Origin of the sequence: Pseudomonas sp. FP597, assembly GCF_030687435.1 — a bacterium.
Lineage (GTDB): Bacteria > Pseudomonadota > Gammaproteobacteria > Pseudomonadales > Pseudomonadaceae > Aquipseudomonas > Aquipseudomonas lactucae.
The window spans coordinates 1,650,838-1,668,123 of sequence record NZ_CP117432.1; the positions used below are offsets into that span (position 1 = coordinate 1,650,838).

Genomic DNA, 17,286 nt, shown 5'->3' on the forward strand with positions numbered 1-17,286 from the left:
AAGCGGGTAGGGCGCGCAGAACACTCTGCACGAGCTTTGTGACAGGTAGGCATACGCCTGGAAGATGAGGGCCCATGTCGGTCCGATGAGGGCTGGCCGACGGGTGTTGTTATGGCGGGCTGTTTGCCTGGAAGGCCCGTGGATCAAGCGCGGGCGAGGGCAAGGTGTTTCTTGGAGGTTATAGGTGACTCGCCAGTCATGTCATGGCGGCTGATTGGGAGTCAAGCACAGGCTCGGGATGTCGCAAGTCGCACAAATGGTTTTTTTGCCATCGGCGGCCGAACGGTCGTCAGATCCGTCGGATTTCCTCAAGGCTCAACGCTCGATATTCACCCGGCGCAAGCGCACTGTCCAACTCAAGCGGCCCCATGCGCTCGCGATGCAGGCCGATCACTTTGTTGTTGAAGTGTCCGAACATGCGCTTTACCTGGTGATAGCGACCTTCGATGATGCTCAAGCGCGCGGTCGTCGGCCCCAGCAATGCCAGTTCGGCGGGTTGGGTGGTGAGGTCTTCAAACGCAAAGTACAGGCCGGCGGCAAACGTCGGCGCGTATTCGGGGCCGATAGTGTCCTCAGTGTGCACCCGGTAAACCTTGGGCAGTTTCGTCGTCGGTTGCGTGAGGCGCCGCGACCACTGGCCGTCGTTGGTGATCAGCATCAGGCCGGTGGTGTTGAAGTCCAGACGGCCGGCGATATGCAGCTCGTCTTTATCCGGCTCATCCAGCAAGTCCAACACGGTCGGGTGCTGCGGATCCGACGTCGCACTCACGCAACCCTGCGGCTTATGCAGCATGAAGTAACGCGCCGGTTTGCCCGCCTGAATGACCTCATCGTCCACGCACACACAACTGAAATCACGAACGTCATGGTGCGGGTCGCTGACCGCCACGTCATCGACGCTCACCCGCCGTTCAACCAACAGGAGGCGCACTTGCCGACGATTGAACCGGGGCAAGTTGCTCAGGAAGCGATCAATCCGCATTGCGGCCACGCAGCTGTTCGTCCACCTGGGCGCAGCGCGGGCACAGGCAGGCGCTGTTGCGCAACTCATCGGGCAGCGCCTGGAGCACCGCCGGGTCGATAGTGACGCTGTAGCACCAGCAGGCCTGGTCGGCGGTGCGCGGGTCGGCCAGGGTGCAGTCGTTACGGGCACCGCAGGCGGGGCAAAGGCTTGGCGTGGTCATGGGGCGGGCGGCATCGGGCAAGGTTCACTCGGACCTGCACGATACAGCGCCAACCCATGACAGGCTACTTACAGCTGGAACTTGCTGACCAGCACGTTGAACGAGGTGGCCAGGCGCGACAGGTCCTGGCTGGAGGCGTTGGTCTGGTGGGCGCCGGCGGCAGTCTGGGTGGACAGGTCCTGAATGTTCAGTAGGTTACGGTCCACTTCACGGGCGACCTGGGCCTGTTCCTCGGAGGCGGACGCGATCACCAGGTTACGCTCATTGATCTTCGCCACGCTGGCGGTGATGCGCTGCAACGCCTCGCCGGCATTTTGCGCCAGGCTCTGGGTATTGTTGGCCCAGCTCAGGCTTTTGTTCATCGCCGCCACGGCGCCATCTGCACCGACCTGGACGGCACCGATCATTTTCTCGATGTCGACCGTAGACACCTGGGTGCGATGGGCCAATGCCCGCACTTCGTCGGCGACCACCGCAAAACCACGACCTTGCTCACCGGCGCGGGCCGCTTCAATCGCCGCGTTGAGCGCCAGCAGGTTGGTCTGGTCGGCGATGGCGCGGATCACATCGATGACGTTGCCGATCTCGCGTACCTGGTTGGCGAGGCTCTCGACCGATTGCGTCGATTCATTGATCTCCACCACCATCGAACGCATGCCGGACACGGCCTGTGCCACTTGCTCGCGGCCGTCCTCGGCTTCGGTGGTGGCCTGACGCGAGGCTTCGGAAGTAGACACCGCGTTGCTCGCCACTTCGTCGACCGCCGCAGTCATCTGGTTCACCGCGGTCGCTGCTTGCTGAATTTCATCATTCTGGCGGGTCAGGCCACGGCTGCTCTCGTCGGTGACCGCGCTGAGTTCTTCGGCGGCCGATGCCAACTGGTCGGAGGCATTGGCGATTTCCATCAGGGTGCTTTTCAATCCGCTCTGCATGTCGGACAGCGCCATCAGCAGTTGCCCGGCTTCGTCGGTGCGCTCGGTGATGATCGCTTGGGTGAGATCGCCCTTGGCAATGCGCTGTGCGCTCTGCACCGCCTGAGCGATAGGGCGGGTGATCAGCCGCGTAATCAGCACACCAATGATGATCGCGATAATGAACGCCAGCACGATACCGCTGATCATCCAGGTCAATGCGCTGTTGCGCAGTTCATCGGCGGCGATGGCCCCTTCCTTGATCTGCCGGTTGTTGGACTCGATCATCACGCGGATCAGCTCGCGCGCCTGGCGGAACAGTTCATTGTTGGTGGTATTGAGCTGTGTGCGTGCCTGTTCGAGCTGACCGCTTTCCAGCATTGACATGATGCGATCCGAGCTGCTGATGTAGGCCGGCCAGATCTGGTCGAGCGTGTCGCCCGCTGCCCGTTCGTCAGCTTCCAGTGGGGTGGCGCGATAGGTGGCAAAGGCCGCCTGGCTGCGTTTGAGTTCGTTGGCGATGTCCTGGCGTACGCGGTCGCGGTCCTGCTGGGGCACATCGCCCTTGCTGGCATCCATCAGTCGGTACAAACCACGGTTATGGGCGACCAGGCCGTTGAGGGTCGCGGCGGTATTGCTGACCGACAGTAAATTGTTCGAAAACGTCTTTTCCAGGGCGTTGGCGAGGCGCACGACGCCCTTGATACCCAAAAGACCGACCCCGAGGGTAACCAGGGCGCACAGCAGAAATGAAAGCAGCAGTTTGGTTGAGATTTTCATGAATCGAATCCGGCGAGGTTAGCGAAGGGCTTACGCTAGAGCCTCCCTGATCTTGCGTAGTGTCATAGTGACATCATCTCAATCCGAATAGTTTCGAGCCAGAAAAATTTACTTAATCGTTAAAGCAGCAGGTCAGTTGGGCGCTTATGCTGCGTACGCTTCATGCGGGGACATCAACGTTCTGCATTGATGTATCAAGTTGTTACCAGAACGCACCAGATTCGCTTTTTGATGTCAGATATTTCGTCATTCAGTGAAAGCTGAATGCCGCCCTCCCGCGTCGCTGGAGGTGCTCTTCCGCGGTCCAGGAGGCCGCCATGTATCGACGACTGCTGCTCAGCGCTTTACTCGGTCTAACCCTTTCGGCCTGTGTGCCCTATTACGATGGAGGTCGCAGTTACTACCGTTCCGAGGTCTACACGTCGCCGGCACCGGCCTATTACTACGGCGGTGGCTCAGCGTATCAATACCGCCGGGACTATTACCCGTCGCCGCGCTATTACGCACCCGCGCCACGTTACTATTCGGCGCCGCGTTATTACCAGCCGGCACCACGCTACTATCCGTCGGGACCCAGAGCCGGTTATCGGCCTTATCCGAACCAGGGCTGGGGGGATCGCTGGGGCAACGGCGGGCATGGACGCGGCGGGGATCGCGGGGATCGCGGTGATCATGGACATGGCCGGGGCGGCCATCGTTGACAGGTCTTGAATGCAAAGCGGCGCATGAAGCGCCGCTTTTTTATGCGTGCGCCAGGCATGGCGCGTTGCGCGTAAGCGCAACCAGCTTGGCTGTGGTGGCCACGCTGGTGACTTGGAGGTGAAAGTCCTCTACACACCCGGCAAGGGGAAGTGTTAGCCAGAGGCAAGGGTGTCGCGGGTGACTGCGAATCTGAAGGAAGCCCGAGGCAAAATGCTGGCCTGACGAACAGGAAGCGGATAGAGGCGGCGTAGCGGGGTAAGACGGCGCAAATCGTTAAAGCCCAATACTTGCACGGAACGCTACGACGTAGATCCGACAGGCATAAGCAGGAAGGTCGCGCGAATTACCCTGGGAGATCTGTAGGTTTGCCACTGTGCTACCGGGCGTCGAGAGGCGACGGGATGAACCTGCAGAAGTCAGCCGAGGCCGTAGTAAGTGACGAATAACCACGTCATCAAGGGCTGAACAGGTTATGCCGCCGGTAGGCGTCAGAGTCTCGTTGAATACCGAAATGCAGAAATTTCTCCCAGAGAAAACTGTTACTCCGAGTTCCGGACAGTATCCGAGGATGACGGCTGACAGCGCAGAGGTATCGGCGGCGTCTGTGGCGCGGACGAAAGCGGAGCCGGACACGCTGATGGCGCGGGTGCTCGCACCCGTCAACCTCAAGCGTGCGTATCACCGTGTGGTCAGCAACAAGGGCGCGCCGGGTGCCGATGGCATGACGGTCGAGCAATTGGCGGACTACACGAATCAGTATTGGCCGATCCTCAAGGCTCGGTTGCTGGCCGGTGAGTATCACCCGCAAGGTGTACGCGCCGTTGAAATCCCCAAGCCCAAGGGAGGAACGCGACAGCTGGGCATTCCCAGTGTAGTGGACCGCCTGATCCAGCAGGCTTTGCTGCAACAGCTCACACCGATCTTCGACCCTCTGTTCTCGGATTACAGCTACGGCTTTCGTCCGGGCAGAAGCGCTCACCAAGCTATCGAAACAGCTCGCGCCCATGTGGCGGCGGGGAACCGCTGGTGCGTGGAGCTTGATCTTGAGAAGTTCTTTGATCGAGTCAACCACGATGTATTGATGGCCTGCATCGAACGTCAAGTCGAAGACAAGCGAGTGCTCAGGCTGATCCGTCGCTACCTCGAGGCTGGAGTCATGTCGGGTGGGATCGCCAGCCGACGGCAGGAGGGACGCCGCAAGGCGGTCCGCTCTCGCCGTTGTTGTCGAATATCCTGCTCAACGAACTCGACCGTGAACTGGAACGACGGGGCCACCGCTTTGTACGCTATGCCGACGACGCGAACATTTATGTGCGTAGTCGTCGCGCAGGCGAGCGTGTGCTGGCCGGGGTTGAACGCTTCCTGAATCAACACCTGAAATTGACGTTGAATCAGGAAAAGAGCCGTGTGGCACGGCCCTGGGCCTGTGACTACTTGGGTTATGGGATGAGCTGGCACCAACAGCCGAGACTAAGAGTGGCGACGATGAGCCTGGATCGCCTACGCGATCGGCTCAGAGCACTGCTGCGTAAAGCCCGGGGCCACAAGATGGCTAACGTCATTGAGCGGATCAACCCGGTGCTGCGTGGTTGGGCGGGTTACTTCAAGCTCAGCCAGAGCAGGAAACCACTCGAAGAATTGGACGGTTGGGTAAGACGTAAGCTTCGATGTGTCGTCTGGCGTCAATGGAAGCGGCCCTCTACGAGGGCGCGCAACCTGATGCGCCTGGGGATCCATGAAGGACGTGCTTGCACATCAGCGTTCAATGGCAGAGGTCCTTGGTGGAACTCGGGAGCGTCACATATGAATCAGGCGCTGCCGAAGAAACTGTGGAACCAGCTCGGACTGGTCTCGATACTCGATACGATCAACGGCTTATCCGCATGACCTGAACCGCCGTATACGGAACCGTACGTACGGTGGTGTGAGAGGACGGCGGATGTAAATCCGCCTCCTACTCGATGCCAAGGTTTCAGTAGTCGGACAGATCCGCCAGCGGGTGCCGGCCCTCCCAGGCTTTGTTGAAGTGCGCCTGCACCACCGCATCCGGGAGCGTATGCACATCCGGCCAATGCCAACGGGGCGTCTGGTCCTTGTCGATCAACCGCGCACGCACCCCTTCGCTGAACTCCGGGTGACGGCAGCAATTGAGGCTCAGGGTGTATTCCATCTGGAATACCTGGGCCAGCGACAAATGACGGGCGCGCTGGATCTGTTCCCACACCAGGTGCGCGGTCAGCGGGCAGCCTTCGCTGAGTGTCTTGCCGGCGCGGCTGAACAGCGGGTCGGCGTGATCGCGCAATTGGCTCAAGGCGCGCCAGGCGGAGCGCACGTCACCCACGTCCAGCCACTCGTCGATCTGTGCCCGGCGCGGCAGCCATTGGGCCTCGGGTAGTTGATCGACAGCTTCCTGGGCCAGGGCCTTGAACAGGCTGTTGAGCTGCATCGCGGTCTGTTCCTGCCAGTTCAATTGCAGCAAGCCTTCGATCAGTTCGTCTTGTTGGTCGTCGCGCAGGAAGCGGTCGGCCAGGCCCAGGTCCAGGGCGTCACGGCCGTTGACATGGGCTCCGGTGAGGCCCAGGAACAAGCCGAGTTTGCCCGGCAGGCGTGAGAGGAACCAACTGGCACCCACGTCCGGGTAGAGGCCGATGCTGATCTCGGGCATGGCCAAGCGGCTGCTCGGCGTGACGATCCGCACCGCTGCGCTTTGCAGCAGGCCCATGCCGCCGCCCAATACGTAACCGTGGCCCCAGCAGATCAGCGGTTTGGAGAAGGTATGCAGGCGATAATCGAGACGGTATTCCGCCGCGAAGAACTGCGCGGCCAGGGCGGGCACCTCGCCGGGTTGTTCGCGGCAGGCCAGGGCCAGGCTGCGCACTTCGCCACCAGCGCAAAAGGCCTTGGGGCCGTTGCCGCGCAATAGCACGCAGACGATGTTCGGGTCTTTGGCCCAGGCATCCAGACGGTCGCCCAGCGCCAGGATCATCGGCAGGGACAGGGCATTGAGGGACTTTTCAGCGTCGAGGCTGGCGATGCCGATGCGGGCACCGTCGCTGCCGGTCAGCTCTTCGAAGTGCAGGTTCATCGTGACCTCAATCGGGAAGGTGAAGGATGAGTATGATCGCTCGGCAGGAAAGTGCCGGTGGTGTGTCAGATCAATTGACAACCGGGGCCGGCTTTCCTAGGGTTCGCCTCATTATTTTTTACAAGACAACTCGATCATGACCGAAGGCGACCGTATCAAACTCGAACCCAGCTGGAAACACGCCCTGCGCGATGAGTTCGACAAGCCCTACATGAGTGAGCTGCGCGAATTCCTGCGCCAGGAACATGCCGCCGGCAAAGAGATCTATCCGCCGGGCCCGCTGATCTTCAACGCGCTCAATTCCACCCCGCTGGACAAGGTCAAGGTGGTGATCCTCGGCCAGGACCCTTACCACGGTCCCGGCCAGGCCCATGGCCTGTGTTTCTCGGTACAACCGGGTGTGCCGGCGCCGCCGTCGCTGGTCAATATCTATAAAGAACTCAAGCGCGACCTGAATATCGACATTCCCAACCACGGCTACCTGCAAAGCTGGGCCGACCAGGGCGTGTTGATGCTCAACACCACCATGACCGTGGAACGCGCCAACGCCAATGCCCATGCGGGCAAGGGCTGGCAGTTCTTTACCGATCGGATTATCGAAGTGGTCAGCGCGCATCAGCCGCACCTGGTGTTCCTGCTCTGGGGTGCCCATGCGCAGAGCAAGCAGAAGCTGATCGATGCCACCAAGCACCTGGTACTGACGTCGGTGCACCCGTCGCCATTGTCGGCGTATCGCGGGTTTTTGGGCTGCGGGCATTTCAGCCGCACCAACAAGTTTCTTGAGCAGAATGGCGAGACGCCGATTGAGTGGCGGTTGCCGCCGCTCTAGGCCAAGCACATTCAAATGTGGGAAGGGCGGCTTGCCCCCGATAGCGATGAATCAGGCACGGATGCTTTAACTGAGCTACTGCTATCGGGGCGCAGGCATCTACACAACTCCCGGTGAGCGAAAAATCTACGGTGAATGGGCTGTTGTGGTGAGCGGGCGGATTTTCAGCTTTTAAAAATGGTGTAGAGGCTCATGCTGCGATAGCCATTGGTATCTACAGAACTTGAGCGCCCCCTGCTACGCATCATTCTATTAAAGTTGTGTAGATACCTATGGCCATCGGGGGCAAGCCCTCCCACATTTGAACTGCCTTGAAGGTTTAGATTTTTTCCGGCTGACGGTTCCAATGCCTGAACAACGGCTCCGCCAGAAACAACACAAACAACAACCTCATCACCTGCATCGCCGTCACCAATGGCACCGACAGTTGCAGGGTCTCGGCCGTAAGGCTCATCTCGGCAATGCCACCGGGCATCATGCCCAAGGTCAACGAGCGCAGGTCCAGGTGGGTGAGGGCGCTCAAGCCCACCGCCGCCAGCGTCGCCAGCGCCATGGTCAAGGCCGTGCCGATCAAGGTACGCCCCAGAAACGACGGCGCACTGCGAAAGAACTGACGATTGAAGTGGCAACCCAGGCCGCTGCCGATCAGCCATTGGCCGATCTGGCTGCCGCCGTCGGGCAGGCCGATGTGCAGGTCCCACACGACACTGGCGGTGGCGCTGACCAACAACGGTCCGAACAACCACGGGTTTGGCTGACGCAAACGCTGCCAGCCCCACGCCACCAGCGCGCCGACGGGAAACAGCAAGGCCAGCCACGCCCAGCTCACCGGCGCGGGATGAAACTGCGGCGCACCGCCCCCCAGCAAATACTTGAAGATCGCCGGCACACACAGCACCACCACCAGCACCCGCAAACTCTGGCCCGCCGCGACACGGCTGAGCACCGCGCCATTGCGGGCGCCGAGGTTGACCATCTCGCCGGAGCCGCCCGGCATGCTGGAGAAAAACGCGGTGGCGCGGTCTTCACCGCTGCGGCGCATCAGCCACACGCCGACCACGCTCGACAGGCTGGTGACCAGCGCGCCGAAGAAGATCAGGCCGAAGTGGCTCATCACCTGCTCGATCACCAACGGCGTGAAATGCAGGCCGATGCCGATGCCCACTACCCATTGGCCGCATTTGCGCCCGCCGGGGATCTCGGCCAACTGCCACGGCGTGAGGCAACGCACCAGGATGATCGCCAGCAGCGAGCCGACCATATACGGCAACGGCCAGCCGACGAGGCTGGCCAGGTAACCGCCGGCCAAGCCGACCAGCGGTGTTGCCCACCAATGTTTAAAGGTGACCTCAGACATCGGCCAAGGCACGACGCTGGAGCGCACGTTTACGCCAGATACGCAGCAGCGGTACAAGCAGCATGATCGCGGTCAGCACCCAGACGCCAAAGGTGATCGGGCTCGACCACAGAATTTCCAGTGCCCCGTTGGAAATCGACAGCGCCCGGCGCAGGTTCTGTTCCATCAGGCCGCCGAGGATAAAGCCCAGCAGGACCGGCGACAGTGGGAAGTCCAGCTTGCGCAGGATGTAGCCGAAGATACCGATGCCGACCATCAGGAACAGGTCGAAGGTGGTGGCGTGCACTGCGTACACACCGATCGCCGTGATGATGGCGATCACCGGCACCAGCGCCCAGTTTGGTACGGCGAGGATGCGTGTGAAGATGCGGATCATCGGAATGTTGAGGATCACCAGCATGATGTTGGCGATAAACAACGACGCGATCAGGCCCCAGACGATGTCCGGTTGCTGTTGGAACAGCAGCGGGCCGGGGGTGATGTTGTACAGCGACAGCGCGCCGATCATCACCGCCGTGGTACCCGAACCTGGAACACCCAGGGTCAGCATCGGCACCAGGGCGCCACAGGCCGAAGCACCGATGGCGGTTTCCGGTGCCGCCAGGCCACGCATATCGCCCTGGCCGAATTTGCCGCTGGCACCGGCCAGGCGTTTCTCGGTCATATAGGCAACGGCTGAAGCCAGCGTCGCGCCGGCACCCGGCAGTACGCCCATGATGAAGCCCAACACGCCGCAACGGATGTTAACCACGAATACCGAAGAAGCTTCCTTCAGGTTGAACATCATGCGTCCGGTGGCTTTTACCGCTTCCTGGCCACGGTGGGTTTTTTCCAACAGCAACAGAATCTCGCTGATGGAGAACAGGCCCAATACCAGCACGACAAACTGGATACCGTCGGTGAGGTGGATGTTGTCGCCGGTAAAACGGTACACACCGCTGTTGGCGTCGATGCCGACCGCCGAGAGGAACAGGCCGATCAGCGCTGCTACGAAGGTCTTCAGCGGCTTGTCACCGGCCATGCCACCGAGGCAGACAATCGCGAACACCATGAGTACGAAATATTCCGCCGGACCAAAGGCAATCGCCCATTTGGCCAGCAACGGAGCAAACAGCACCATGCCGCAGGTGGCGATAAACGCGCCGATGAACGAACTCCACGCCGATAACGACAACGCCACGCCGGCCAGGCCTTTACGGGCCATCGGGTAACCGTCGAGGGTGGTCATCACGGTGGACGCTTCGCCTGGGATGTTCAGCAGGATCGAGCTGATACGACCGCCGTATTCACAGCCCAGGTACACGGCCGCCAGCAGGATCAGCGCCGACTCCGGCGGCAGGCCCAGGGCGAACGCGATGGGGATCAACAGCGCCACGCCGTTGATCGGGCCCAGCCCCGGCAACAGGCCGACCACGGTGCCGATCAGGGTGCCGCACAACGCGGTGATCAGGTTGTAAGGGGACAGCGCAACGCCGAAGCCCTGGCCCAAATAGCCGAAAGTATCCATATCAGTTCTCCAGAACGTCTAGCAGGCCGAGGGGCAGCGGAACATCCATGACCTTATCGAACAGCAGATAAAGACCGATGGCCATCAGGCTGATGATCACTACGCTGGGCACCCAGCGACCGCCATACAGGCGCGCCATGGGAATACCGATCAACATGCTGCTGAGGATGAAGCCGAGCGGTTCGAAGCAGGCGGCAAACACGATCAACAGGCCAACGCAGATGCCGATCTTGACCAGGGTGTCGCGGTCCAGCGCCGGTTCCTCTTCGGTGTGCCTGGTCGGTTGCGGGCGAATCAGCATGTAGATCAACGCCAGGCTCATCAGCCCGAGCATCAACAGCGGGTAGGCACGAGGCCCTACCGGCTCGTAGGAAAACGCCGCCTGATACGGCCAGGCCATCAGTGCCAGGCCGGCACAGGCCAGCAACAGCACAGCGGCAAAAATGCGTTGTAAGAGCATGTCGAACTCCTGGGCCACGCCTCTTGTGGAAGAGGACGTGGCCGCGCAAGAAAGGAGGGGCGTTTACTGGATCAGGCCGAACTCTTTGGCCAGCACTTTGTAGTCAGCCACCTGTTTCTTCACGTAGGTGTCCAGTTCCGGGCCGGTCATGGCGAACGGGAACAGCTCGCGCTGGTCACGCAGCTTGGCGAACTCGTCGGAGGCCAGCAGTTTGTCGAAGGCGTCCTTCCACCAGGCGTAGTCGGCATCGCTGACTTTTGGTCCCAGGTAGAAACCGCGCACCACCGGCCATACGATGTCGTAGCCTTGCTCTTTGGCGGTCGGGATGTCCTTCATTTCCGGCTCGTCCAGGCGCTTCTCGGAGAACACTGCCAGCAGGCGCATGTCACCGCTGAGAATGTGCGGCATGGAGTCGGAGATGTCGGTACTGCCGACCTGGATGTGACCACCGAGCAGGGCCGTGGCGATTTCGCCGCCGCCTTCAAGGGCCACGTAACGCAACTCGCGCGGGTTGATCCCGGCGGCCTTGGCGATCAGCGCGGTTTGCATCCAGTCCTGGCTGCCGACAGTGCCGCCGGAACCAATCACCACGCTGCCTGGATCTTTCTTCAAGGCTTTTACGAGATCGTCGAGGGTCTTGTAGGGCGAATCGCTTTTCACCGCGATGGCGCCGTAGCTGGTGCCGACCGCCGCCAACCAGCGCACGGCGCTTTCGTCGAAACGTCCGAATTTGCCCTGGGCCAGGTTCAACAGCGAACCGCTGGACCACGCCACCAGGGTGCCGCCATCCGCAGGGCGCTGCGCGACCACCGCGTTGTAGGCCACCGCACCCACGCCGCCGGGCATGTAGGTCACGCGCATCGGTTTGCTCAGCAACTTCTCGTTGACCAGCGCGCTTTGCGCCAGTTTGCAGGTCAGGTCAAAACCACCGCCGGGGGAGGCCGGGGCGATGCATTCCGGACGCTTGGGCTCATCGGCGGCCAGCAGTTGGCCAGCGAACAGCACGCAGCCGGCGGCGAGGGCCAATTTACGCAGTGAAGGGGTCATGGTGATCTCCATCGTTGTTGTTATGGGGTTCTACTTACCAGAGGGCGACGCTGTAGCTGACCAGCACACGCATTTCGTCCGCGTCACGGGCCGAATAGTTGGAGCGGTACGTGGCATTGCGCAGGCGCACGGCCACGTCCTTGAACGTACCGGTTTGCACCACGTACTTGATCTCGGTGTTGCGCTCCCACTCTTTGCCGGTGTCGCCGTTCTTGAGCTTGATGTTGTCACCCGACAGGTAACGGCTCATGAAGCTCAGGCCTGGAATGCCCAGCTTGGCGAAGTCGTAGTCGTAGCGCGCCTGCCAGGAACGCTCCTCGGCGCCGGCAAAGTCGTTGATCTGCACGAAGTTGACCAGGTACGGGTCGCTGCCATCCACATACGGGAAGGCGCTGTCGCCGGACATGTGCTGGTAGCCGGCGCTGAGCTTGTGGCCATTGAGGGCATAACTGAACAGGCCGTTGAGGGAGGTGTTGTCGATCTTGCCGCCACGGGCCGCGCCGGTGTCATCGCTGATGGCCAGGCGCAGGTCGGCGGCGAAGGTGCCGGGGCCCATCGGGCGCGCGGCGACCAGGCCGAGGAAGTGCTGGCGGTACACGTCGTCGAGCTGGGCGAAGTGGTAGCTGCCGGTAATCTTGTCGGCGAACTTGTAGTCCACGCCACCGAAGTTGAAGTGTTTGCCAGTGGCACCGCTGAGAAACCGGCTGTTCTTGTTATTGAGCGCGATGTCTTCGTAATTGCTGTCGTCGCGGTCCTTGGCCTTGTCCAGGCGGCCGCCGGTGAACGTCAGGTTCTTGAACTCCTTGGAGGTCAGCAGGCCACCATTGAACGTCTGCGGCAGAATGCGCCCGTCGTTGGGCTTGAGAATCGGCAGTTCAGGCATCAGCGAGCCGATTTTCAGCTCGGTGGCGGAAATTTTCACTTTGCCGGTCAACCCCAGCTTGGAATACTCGTCGGCGGCGCGGCCATCGTCGTGGGTGGGCAGCAGGCCGGTGCCGGTGCGGTCGGGGCTGGAGTCGAGCTTGACGCCGAGCATGCCCAGCGCATCCACGCCAAAACCGACGGTGCCGTCGGTGTAGCCCGATTGCAGGTTGAGCATGAAGCCCTGAGCCCATTCGTCGCGCTTGGATTGCTGGGCACTGGTGCCATCGCGAAAGTCGCGGTTGAAGTACATGTTGCGGGTTTCCAGGGTCGCGCTACTGTCTTCGAAGAAGGCAGCCTGGCTAAGCGGCGAAAAGCCGGCAAGGGCAGCGGCACTGGCGAAGGCGGTCTGGGTCAGGCGGGAAAAACGAACAGGCGGACAAGCCTGGGGCTGTGTCGACAGCATCGTGGTGCACTCCGTTATTGTTCTTATTTTGACGAAAACGCATCGAGGCGTTTTTCGGGCGCTACGGTTGAGGTAGCTGGGCAGGCAGGGTCTACCGTGTCTGGATGCTAAAGGGCGAAGCTTTCACTAACCTTTCAATCGCCTTTCAATGTTTTCGGGCTTCACAGGCCAGGCGGCGCCTGTAAACTGCCCGGCAAAGCGTGGCGCCGACCACCCCTGAACGAGGTAGAAATCCATGCGTGTCCTCTTGGTTGAAGACCACCTGCAGCTCGCCGAAAGTGTCGCCCAGGCGCTCAAGAGCACGGGTTTGACCGTTGACGTGCTGCACGATGGCGTGGCCGCGGACCTGGCCTTGAGCAGTGAGGATTACGCGGTCGCCATCCTCGACGTGGGCCTGCCGCGCATGGATGGTTTCGAGGTGCTGGCGCGCTTACGGGCGCGTGGGAAAAATCTGCCGGTGTTGATGCTGACCGCACGCAGTGACGTGAAAGACCGCGTGCATGGCCTGAACCTGGGCGCCGATGACTACCTGGCCAAGCCGTTCGAGTTGACGGAACTGGAGGCGCGGGTCAAGGCGCTGCTGCGCCGCAGCGTACTGGGCGGCGAGCGCCAACAGACCTGCGGTGTGCTGGTATACGACCTCGACACGCGACGGTTCACCGTGGGCGGCGAGTTGATGACGCTGACCTCCCGCGAGCAAGCCGTGCTGGAAGCCTTGATTGCCCGCCCAGGCCGGGTGATGAGCAAGGAGCAGCTCGCCTCTCAGGTGTTCGGCCTGGACGAAGAGGCCAGCCCGGACGCCATCGAAATCTACGTGCACCGCCTGCGTAAGAAACTCGACGGCCAGCCCATCGCCATCGTGACCTTCCGCGGCCTCGGCTACCTGCTGGAAGCCCGCGATGCATAAGCCCAGCAGCCTGCGCTGGCGCCTGCTGTGGAACCTGGCGCTGCTGCTGGTGTTGTTGATGCTGGCCAGCGGCATGAGTGCCTATTGGAACGGGCGCGAAGCCGCCGACACCGCCTATGACCGCACCTTGCTGGCCTCGGCGCGGACCATCGCCGCGGGCCTGACCCAGGTGGACGGTACCCTCAGCGCCAACGTGCCCTATGTGGCCCTGGACACCTTCGCCTACGACAGTGCCGGGCGCATCTATTACCAGGTCAATGACATCCACCAGAAGCTGATCTCTGGCTACGAGAACCTGCCTGGGCCGCCGCCCGGCACGCCGCGAACTGATGACTATCCGGCGCTGGCGCGGTTTTACAACGCCAAGTATCAGGGTCAGCAAGTGCGGGTAGTAAGCTTGCTGAAGGCCGTTTCCGAACCGAACATGAACGGCATGGCGGAAATCCGCGTGGCCGAAACCGATGAAGCGCGGGTGAGCATGGCCCGCAGCCTGATGGCTGACACCTTGCTGCGCCTGGGCATGCTCGCCATCGGCGCGTTGCTGCTGGTGTGGTTTGCCGTGAGTGCTGCGCTGCGCCCGCTGGAGCGCCTGCGCACGGCGGTGGAAGAGCGTCAGCCCGACGACCTGCGGCCGTTGCCGCTGGTGGAGGTGCAGCATGAATTCGGGCCGTTGGTGCGCTCCCTCAATCACTTCACCGAACGCCTGCGCGGCCAGTTCGAACGCCAGGCGCAGTTTATTGCCGATGCCGCCCATGAGCTGCGCACGCCATTGGCGGCGCTCAAGGCTCGGCTGGAGCTGGGCTTGCGCGCTGAAGACCCCGTCACGTGGCGCAGCACTCTGGAAACTGCCGCCCAAGGCACTGATCGGCTGACCCACCTGGCCAACCAATTGCTGTCCCTGGCCCGCATCGAAAACGGCGCCCGGGCCATTGCCGAGGGTGGCGCGCAGTTGCTGGATTTGAGTCAATTGGCCCGCGAGCTGGGCATGGCCATGGCGCCCCTGGCGCATGCGCGCGGTGTGGCGTTGGCGCTGGAGGCTGACGAGCCGGTGTGGCTGCGCGGCGAGCCGACGCTGCTTAACGAGTTGCTGAGTAACCTGGTGGACAACGCTCTGGCGCACACGCCGCCCGGCGGCAACGTGATTCTGCGAGTAACGGCGCCGGCGGTGCTGGAAGTGGAGGATGACGGGCCGGGGATTCCGGCGGACGAACGCGACCGGGTGTTCGAGCGCTTCTATCGGCGCAGCCAGCAAGGCATGGGTACTGGCCTGGGGCTGGCGATTGTCGGTGAAATCTGTCGGGCGCACCTGGCGCAGATCAGCCTGCACGATGGCGAGCGGGCGGGGTTGAAGGTGCGGGTGAGTTTTATCGCCGGTTGATCAATAAAACATCGAGCGTGCTTCATCCAGCTCGATGCGCAGCTTCTCGCTGTAGGGATCAATTTTCAGTTTCTTCATCGCCGGCACGCTTGAGACATCCACTCTTGCCAGCGGGTGCTCTGTACCGCGATGGCAATACAGCATGGCGATCTGTACCAGGTCGATATAGTCGAGGCTGGCGGAGTCGCGCTCCAGGTTCAGGTACTGGCCCGGCAGTTTGGCCAGCATTTCCGGAAAGTCCCAGCCACTGAGCAGTTTGTCACCCAGCACCGGGTGGATGCTGTCGATCACATGGTTGAGGCTGACCGGGTCTGAAAGCAGTTCGTAATGGTCTTCGGCGTAGGTGAGGATCGGCAGCACGCCGATCTGGTGCACCAGGCCGCCCAACGCTGCCTGGTCCGGCTTGAGCTGGCTGTGGCTGCGGCACAGGGCGTAACTGACGCCCGCCACCTCCAGGCTGCGGCGCCACACATCGCGCATCTTTTGTTCAACGGTTTCGGAGCGGGCGTGGAAGATCTGTTCCATCACCAGGCCGATGGCCAGGTTGCTGCTGTAGTTGGTGCCCAGCCGTGTGATCGCGGTGTGCAGGTCGGTGACTTCCTGGGTCGCACGCAGCAGTGGGCTGTTGACCACTTTGATCAGGCGTGCAGACAGCGCGGTGTCGCGACCGATCACTTTGCTCAAATGGCTGATGCTGATTTCCGGGTTCTCGGCGGCCTGACGGATGTTCAGGGCCACTTCCGGCAATGTCGGCAGAACCAGGTCATCGTTGTCGATGGCCTTGATCAAAGCCTGTTGGACTCTTTCCTCCAGCTTGTTCATTCATGTTCTCTAGGGTGTTGCAAAAAAGGTACGGCGATTAACGCTGGATCTCTCGATCGCGGTCGAGTGTGTAAGGCAGTTCGAGCAGATGCAGGCCGGGACCTTCGAGTGTGCCTAGGTGCACATCGCCACTATCGGCTGCTTCGGCCTGCAAGACTGCCAGAAGTTCAATCGACAGGTCAGCTTTTGCGGCAATCACCACTTCGCCGATTGCACTGTTATGGCTGGGGGAAAACAACGGTGTACCTGGCTCGGGCATCTGGGCTGCATCGAGTTTCAAGCGATACAGGCGGCGCTTGAGTTTGCCCAGGTACTGCATGCGCGCGACGATTTCCTGGCCTGTGTAGCAGCCCTTCTTGAAGCTGACGCCGCCCACGGCTTGCAGGTTGAGCATCTGCGGGATGAACAGTTCGCGGGTCTGCGGCATGACCTGGCCGATGCCGGCGCGGATCTGGCCCAGCAGCCAGTCATTCAGAGGGGCTTCGTCCAAGTGTGCGGCCAACTGGCTGCGCACGGTGTCGGCGCTTTCGGCAGGCACCCAGAGTTCGGCGCGGCCGGGGGAAACACGAATGGCGATCAGGTGTTCGGCGCGGGCGACGCTGTCGGTCTCGGCGGGTAGCCCAAGGCCAAGCCCGGTGAGCAGGTGATCGCCATTGGCTACACCGAAACGCACCCAGGCGGCGCTTTCGTCGGTGAGTTTGGATTTGGAGAACACGGCATACTTTTTCAGGTCAGCCAGTTGGGGTTCCAGCAGCTCGCTGGCCATGGCCAGCAACACACCATCACCTTGCAATACGATGCGAAAGCTCGACTGCATGCGACCTTTTTGCGTGCAGCGCGCACCGAGGCTGGCCTGGGTATCGCTCAGGTAATTGAGGTTGCAGGTCAGTTGGCCCTGCAGGAACTTGGCAGCGTCGGCGCCGCGGACGGCGAGAACGCCTTCGTGGGACAGGGGACAGAAGAAAGCAGAGTCGGCCATGGGTCATCGCA

Annotated in this window: 16 protein-coding genes and 1 pseudogene; 6 read left to right on the top strand and 11 right to left on the bottom strand. The window is 61.5% G+C overall.

Annotated features, from left to right (window positions below; translation table 11 throughout):
* Positions 1-289: 289 nt before the first annotated feature.
* From PSH66_RS07610 to PSH66_RS07620, 3 genes are all read right to left on the bottom strand, one after another.
* Positions 290-982: a pseudouridine synthase gene (locus tag PSH66_RS07610; protein ID WP_305429587.1), complete on the bottom strand. Its 693-nt coding sequence runs from the start codon at positions 980-982 to the stop codon at positions 290-292.
* The gene (locus PSH66_RS07615; protein ID WP_042944323.1) at positions 972-1,184 is read right to left on the bottom strand and encodes a cysteine-rich CWC family protein; all 213 of its coding nucleotides are present in this window, start codon (positions 1,182-1,184) and stop codon (positions 972-974) included. The genes PSH66_RS07610 and PSH66_RS07615 overlap by 11 nt, the downstream gene beginning before the upstream one ends.
* 68 nt (positions 1,185-1,252) lie before the next feature.
* Positions 1,253-2,875 (bottom strand): methyl-accepting chemotaxis protein, encoded by a 1,623-nt coding sequence (locus PSH66_RS07620; RefSeq protein ID WP_003172460.1) that lies wholly within the window; start codon positions 2,873-2,875, stop codon positions 1,253-1,255.
* A 317-nt stretch (positions 2,876-3,192) separates the two neighbouring features.
* On the opposite strand from PSH66_RS07620, the gene PSH66_RS07625 reads away from it, so the two are divergent.
* The 3 genes and pseudogenes from PSH66_RS07625 to PSH66_RS07635 all read left to right on the top strand — a co-directional run bounded on the left by PSH66_RS07625 (position 3,193) and on the right by PSH66_RS07635 (position 5,464).
* The gene (locus PSH66_RS07625) at positions 3,193-3,576 is read left to right on the top strand and encodes a hypothetical protein (RefSeq protein ID WP_080547072.1); all 384 of its coding nucleotides are present in this window, start codon (positions 3,193-3,195) and stop codon (positions 3,574-3,576) included.
* Positions 3,577-4,298: 722 nt separating this feature from the next.
* Positions 4,299-4,960 (top strand): annotated as a pseudogene (locus tag PSH66_RS07630) (reverse transcriptase domain-containing protein); the annotation flags it as partial.
* Between the two features lie 165 nt (positions 4,961-5,125).
* Complete coding sequence (locus tag PSH66_RS07635) at positions 5,126-5,464, top strand: group II intron maturase-specific domain-containing protein (protein WP_305429589.1); 339 nt, start codon at positions 5,126-5,128, stop codon at positions 5,462-5,464.
* 85 nt (positions 5,465-5,549) lie between these two features.
* Here PSH66_RS07635 and PSH66_RS07640 read toward each other — a convergent pair whose 3' ends face one another.
* Positions 5,550-6,662: an enoyl-CoA hydratase/isomerase family protein gene (locus tag PSH66_RS07640; RefSeq protein ID WP_305428664.1), complete on the bottom strand. Its 1,113-nt coding sequence runs from the start codon at positions 6,660-6,662 to the stop codon at positions 5,550-5,552.
* A 136-nt stretch (positions 6,663-6,798) separates the two neighbouring features.
* On the opposite strand from PSH66_RS07640, the gene ung reads away from it, so the two are divergent.
* Complete coding sequence (gene ung / locus PSH66_RS07645) at positions 6,799-7,491, top strand: uracil-DNA glycosylase (protein ID WP_141065057.1); 693 nt, start codon at positions 6,799-6,801, stop codon at positions 7,489-7,491.
* 319 nt (positions 7,492-7,810) lie between these two features.
* Here ung and PSH66_RS07650 read toward each other — a convergent pair whose 3' ends face one another.
* From PSH66_RS07650 to PSH66_RS07670, 5 genes are all read right to left on the bottom strand, one after another.
* The gene (locus PSH66_RS07650; RefSeq protein WP_003172463.1) at positions 7,811-8,848 is read right to left on the bottom strand and encodes an AbrB family transcriptional regulator; all 1,038 of its coding nucleotides are present in this window, start codon (positions 8,846-8,848) and stop codon (positions 7,811-7,813) included.
* The gene (locus PSH66_RS07655; RefSeq protein ID WP_003172464.1) at positions 8,841-10,355 is read right to left on the bottom strand and encodes a tripartite tricarboxylate transporter permease; all 1,515 of its coding nucleotides are present in this window, start codon (positions 10,353-10,355) and stop codon (positions 8,841-8,843) included. Before PSH66_RS07655 ends, PSH66_RS07650 begins: the two co-directional genes overlap by 8 nt.
* 1 nt (position 10,356) lies before the next feature.
* Entirely contained in the window at positions 10,357-10,815 is a 459-nt protein-coding gene (locus PSH66_RS07660; RefSeq protein WP_003172465.1) for a tripartite tricarboxylate transporter TctB family protein, read from the bottom strand.
* 63 nt (positions 10,816-10,878) lie between these two features.
* The gene (locus PSH66_RS07665) at positions 10,879-11,862 is read right to left on the bottom strand and encodes a tripartite tricarboxylate transporter substrate binding protein (protein WP_003172466.1); all 984 of its coding nucleotides are present in this window, start codon (positions 11,860-11,862) and stop codon (positions 10,879-10,881) included.
* Positions 11,863-11,896: 34 nt separating this feature from the next.
* On the bottom strand, positions 11,897-13,189 hold the full coding sequence (locus tag PSH66_RS07670; RefSeq protein WP_003172467.1) for an OprD family porin: 1,293 nt from the start codon (positions 13,187-13,189) through the stop codon (positions 11,897-11,899).
* Between the two features lie 235 nt (positions 13,190-13,424).
* Between PSH66_RS07670 and PSH66_RS07675 the strand changes: the two genes are divergently transcribed.
* Both PSH66_RS07675 and PSH66_RS07680 read left to right on the top strand, forming a co-directional pair.
* The gene (locus PSH66_RS07675) at positions 13,425-14,096 is read left to right on the top strand and encodes a response regulator (protein ID WP_003172468.1); all 672 of its coding nucleotides are present in this window, start codon (positions 13,425-13,427) and stop codon (positions 14,094-14,096) included.
* On the top strand, positions 14,089-15,474 hold the full coding sequence (locus tag PSH66_RS07680) for a sensor histidine kinase (RefSeq protein ID WP_003172470.1): 1,386 nt from the start codon (positions 14,089-14,091) through the stop codon (positions 15,472-15,474). The genes PSH66_RS07675 and PSH66_RS07680 overlap by 8 nt, the downstream gene beginning before the upstream one ends.
* Here PSH66_RS07680 and PSH66_RS07685 read toward each other — a convergent pair whose 3' ends face one another.
* Together PSH66_RS07685 and PSH66_RS07690 are read right to left on the bottom strand one after the other, a co-directional pair.
* A complete protein-coding gene (locus PSH66_RS07685) occupies positions 15,475-16,296 on the bottom strand; it encodes an HDOD domain-containing protein (RefSeq protein ID WP_003172471.1) in 822 nt (273 codons plus the stop codon).
* A 37-nt stretch (positions 16,297-16,333) separates the two neighbouring features.
* Positions 16,334-17,275, bottom strand: a complete 942-nt coding sequence (locus tag PSH66_RS07690) for a folate-binding protein YgfZ (protein WP_078823611.1) — start codon at positions 17,273-17,275, stop codon at positions 16,334-16,336.
* Positions 17,276-17,286: the final 11 nt, after the last annotated feature.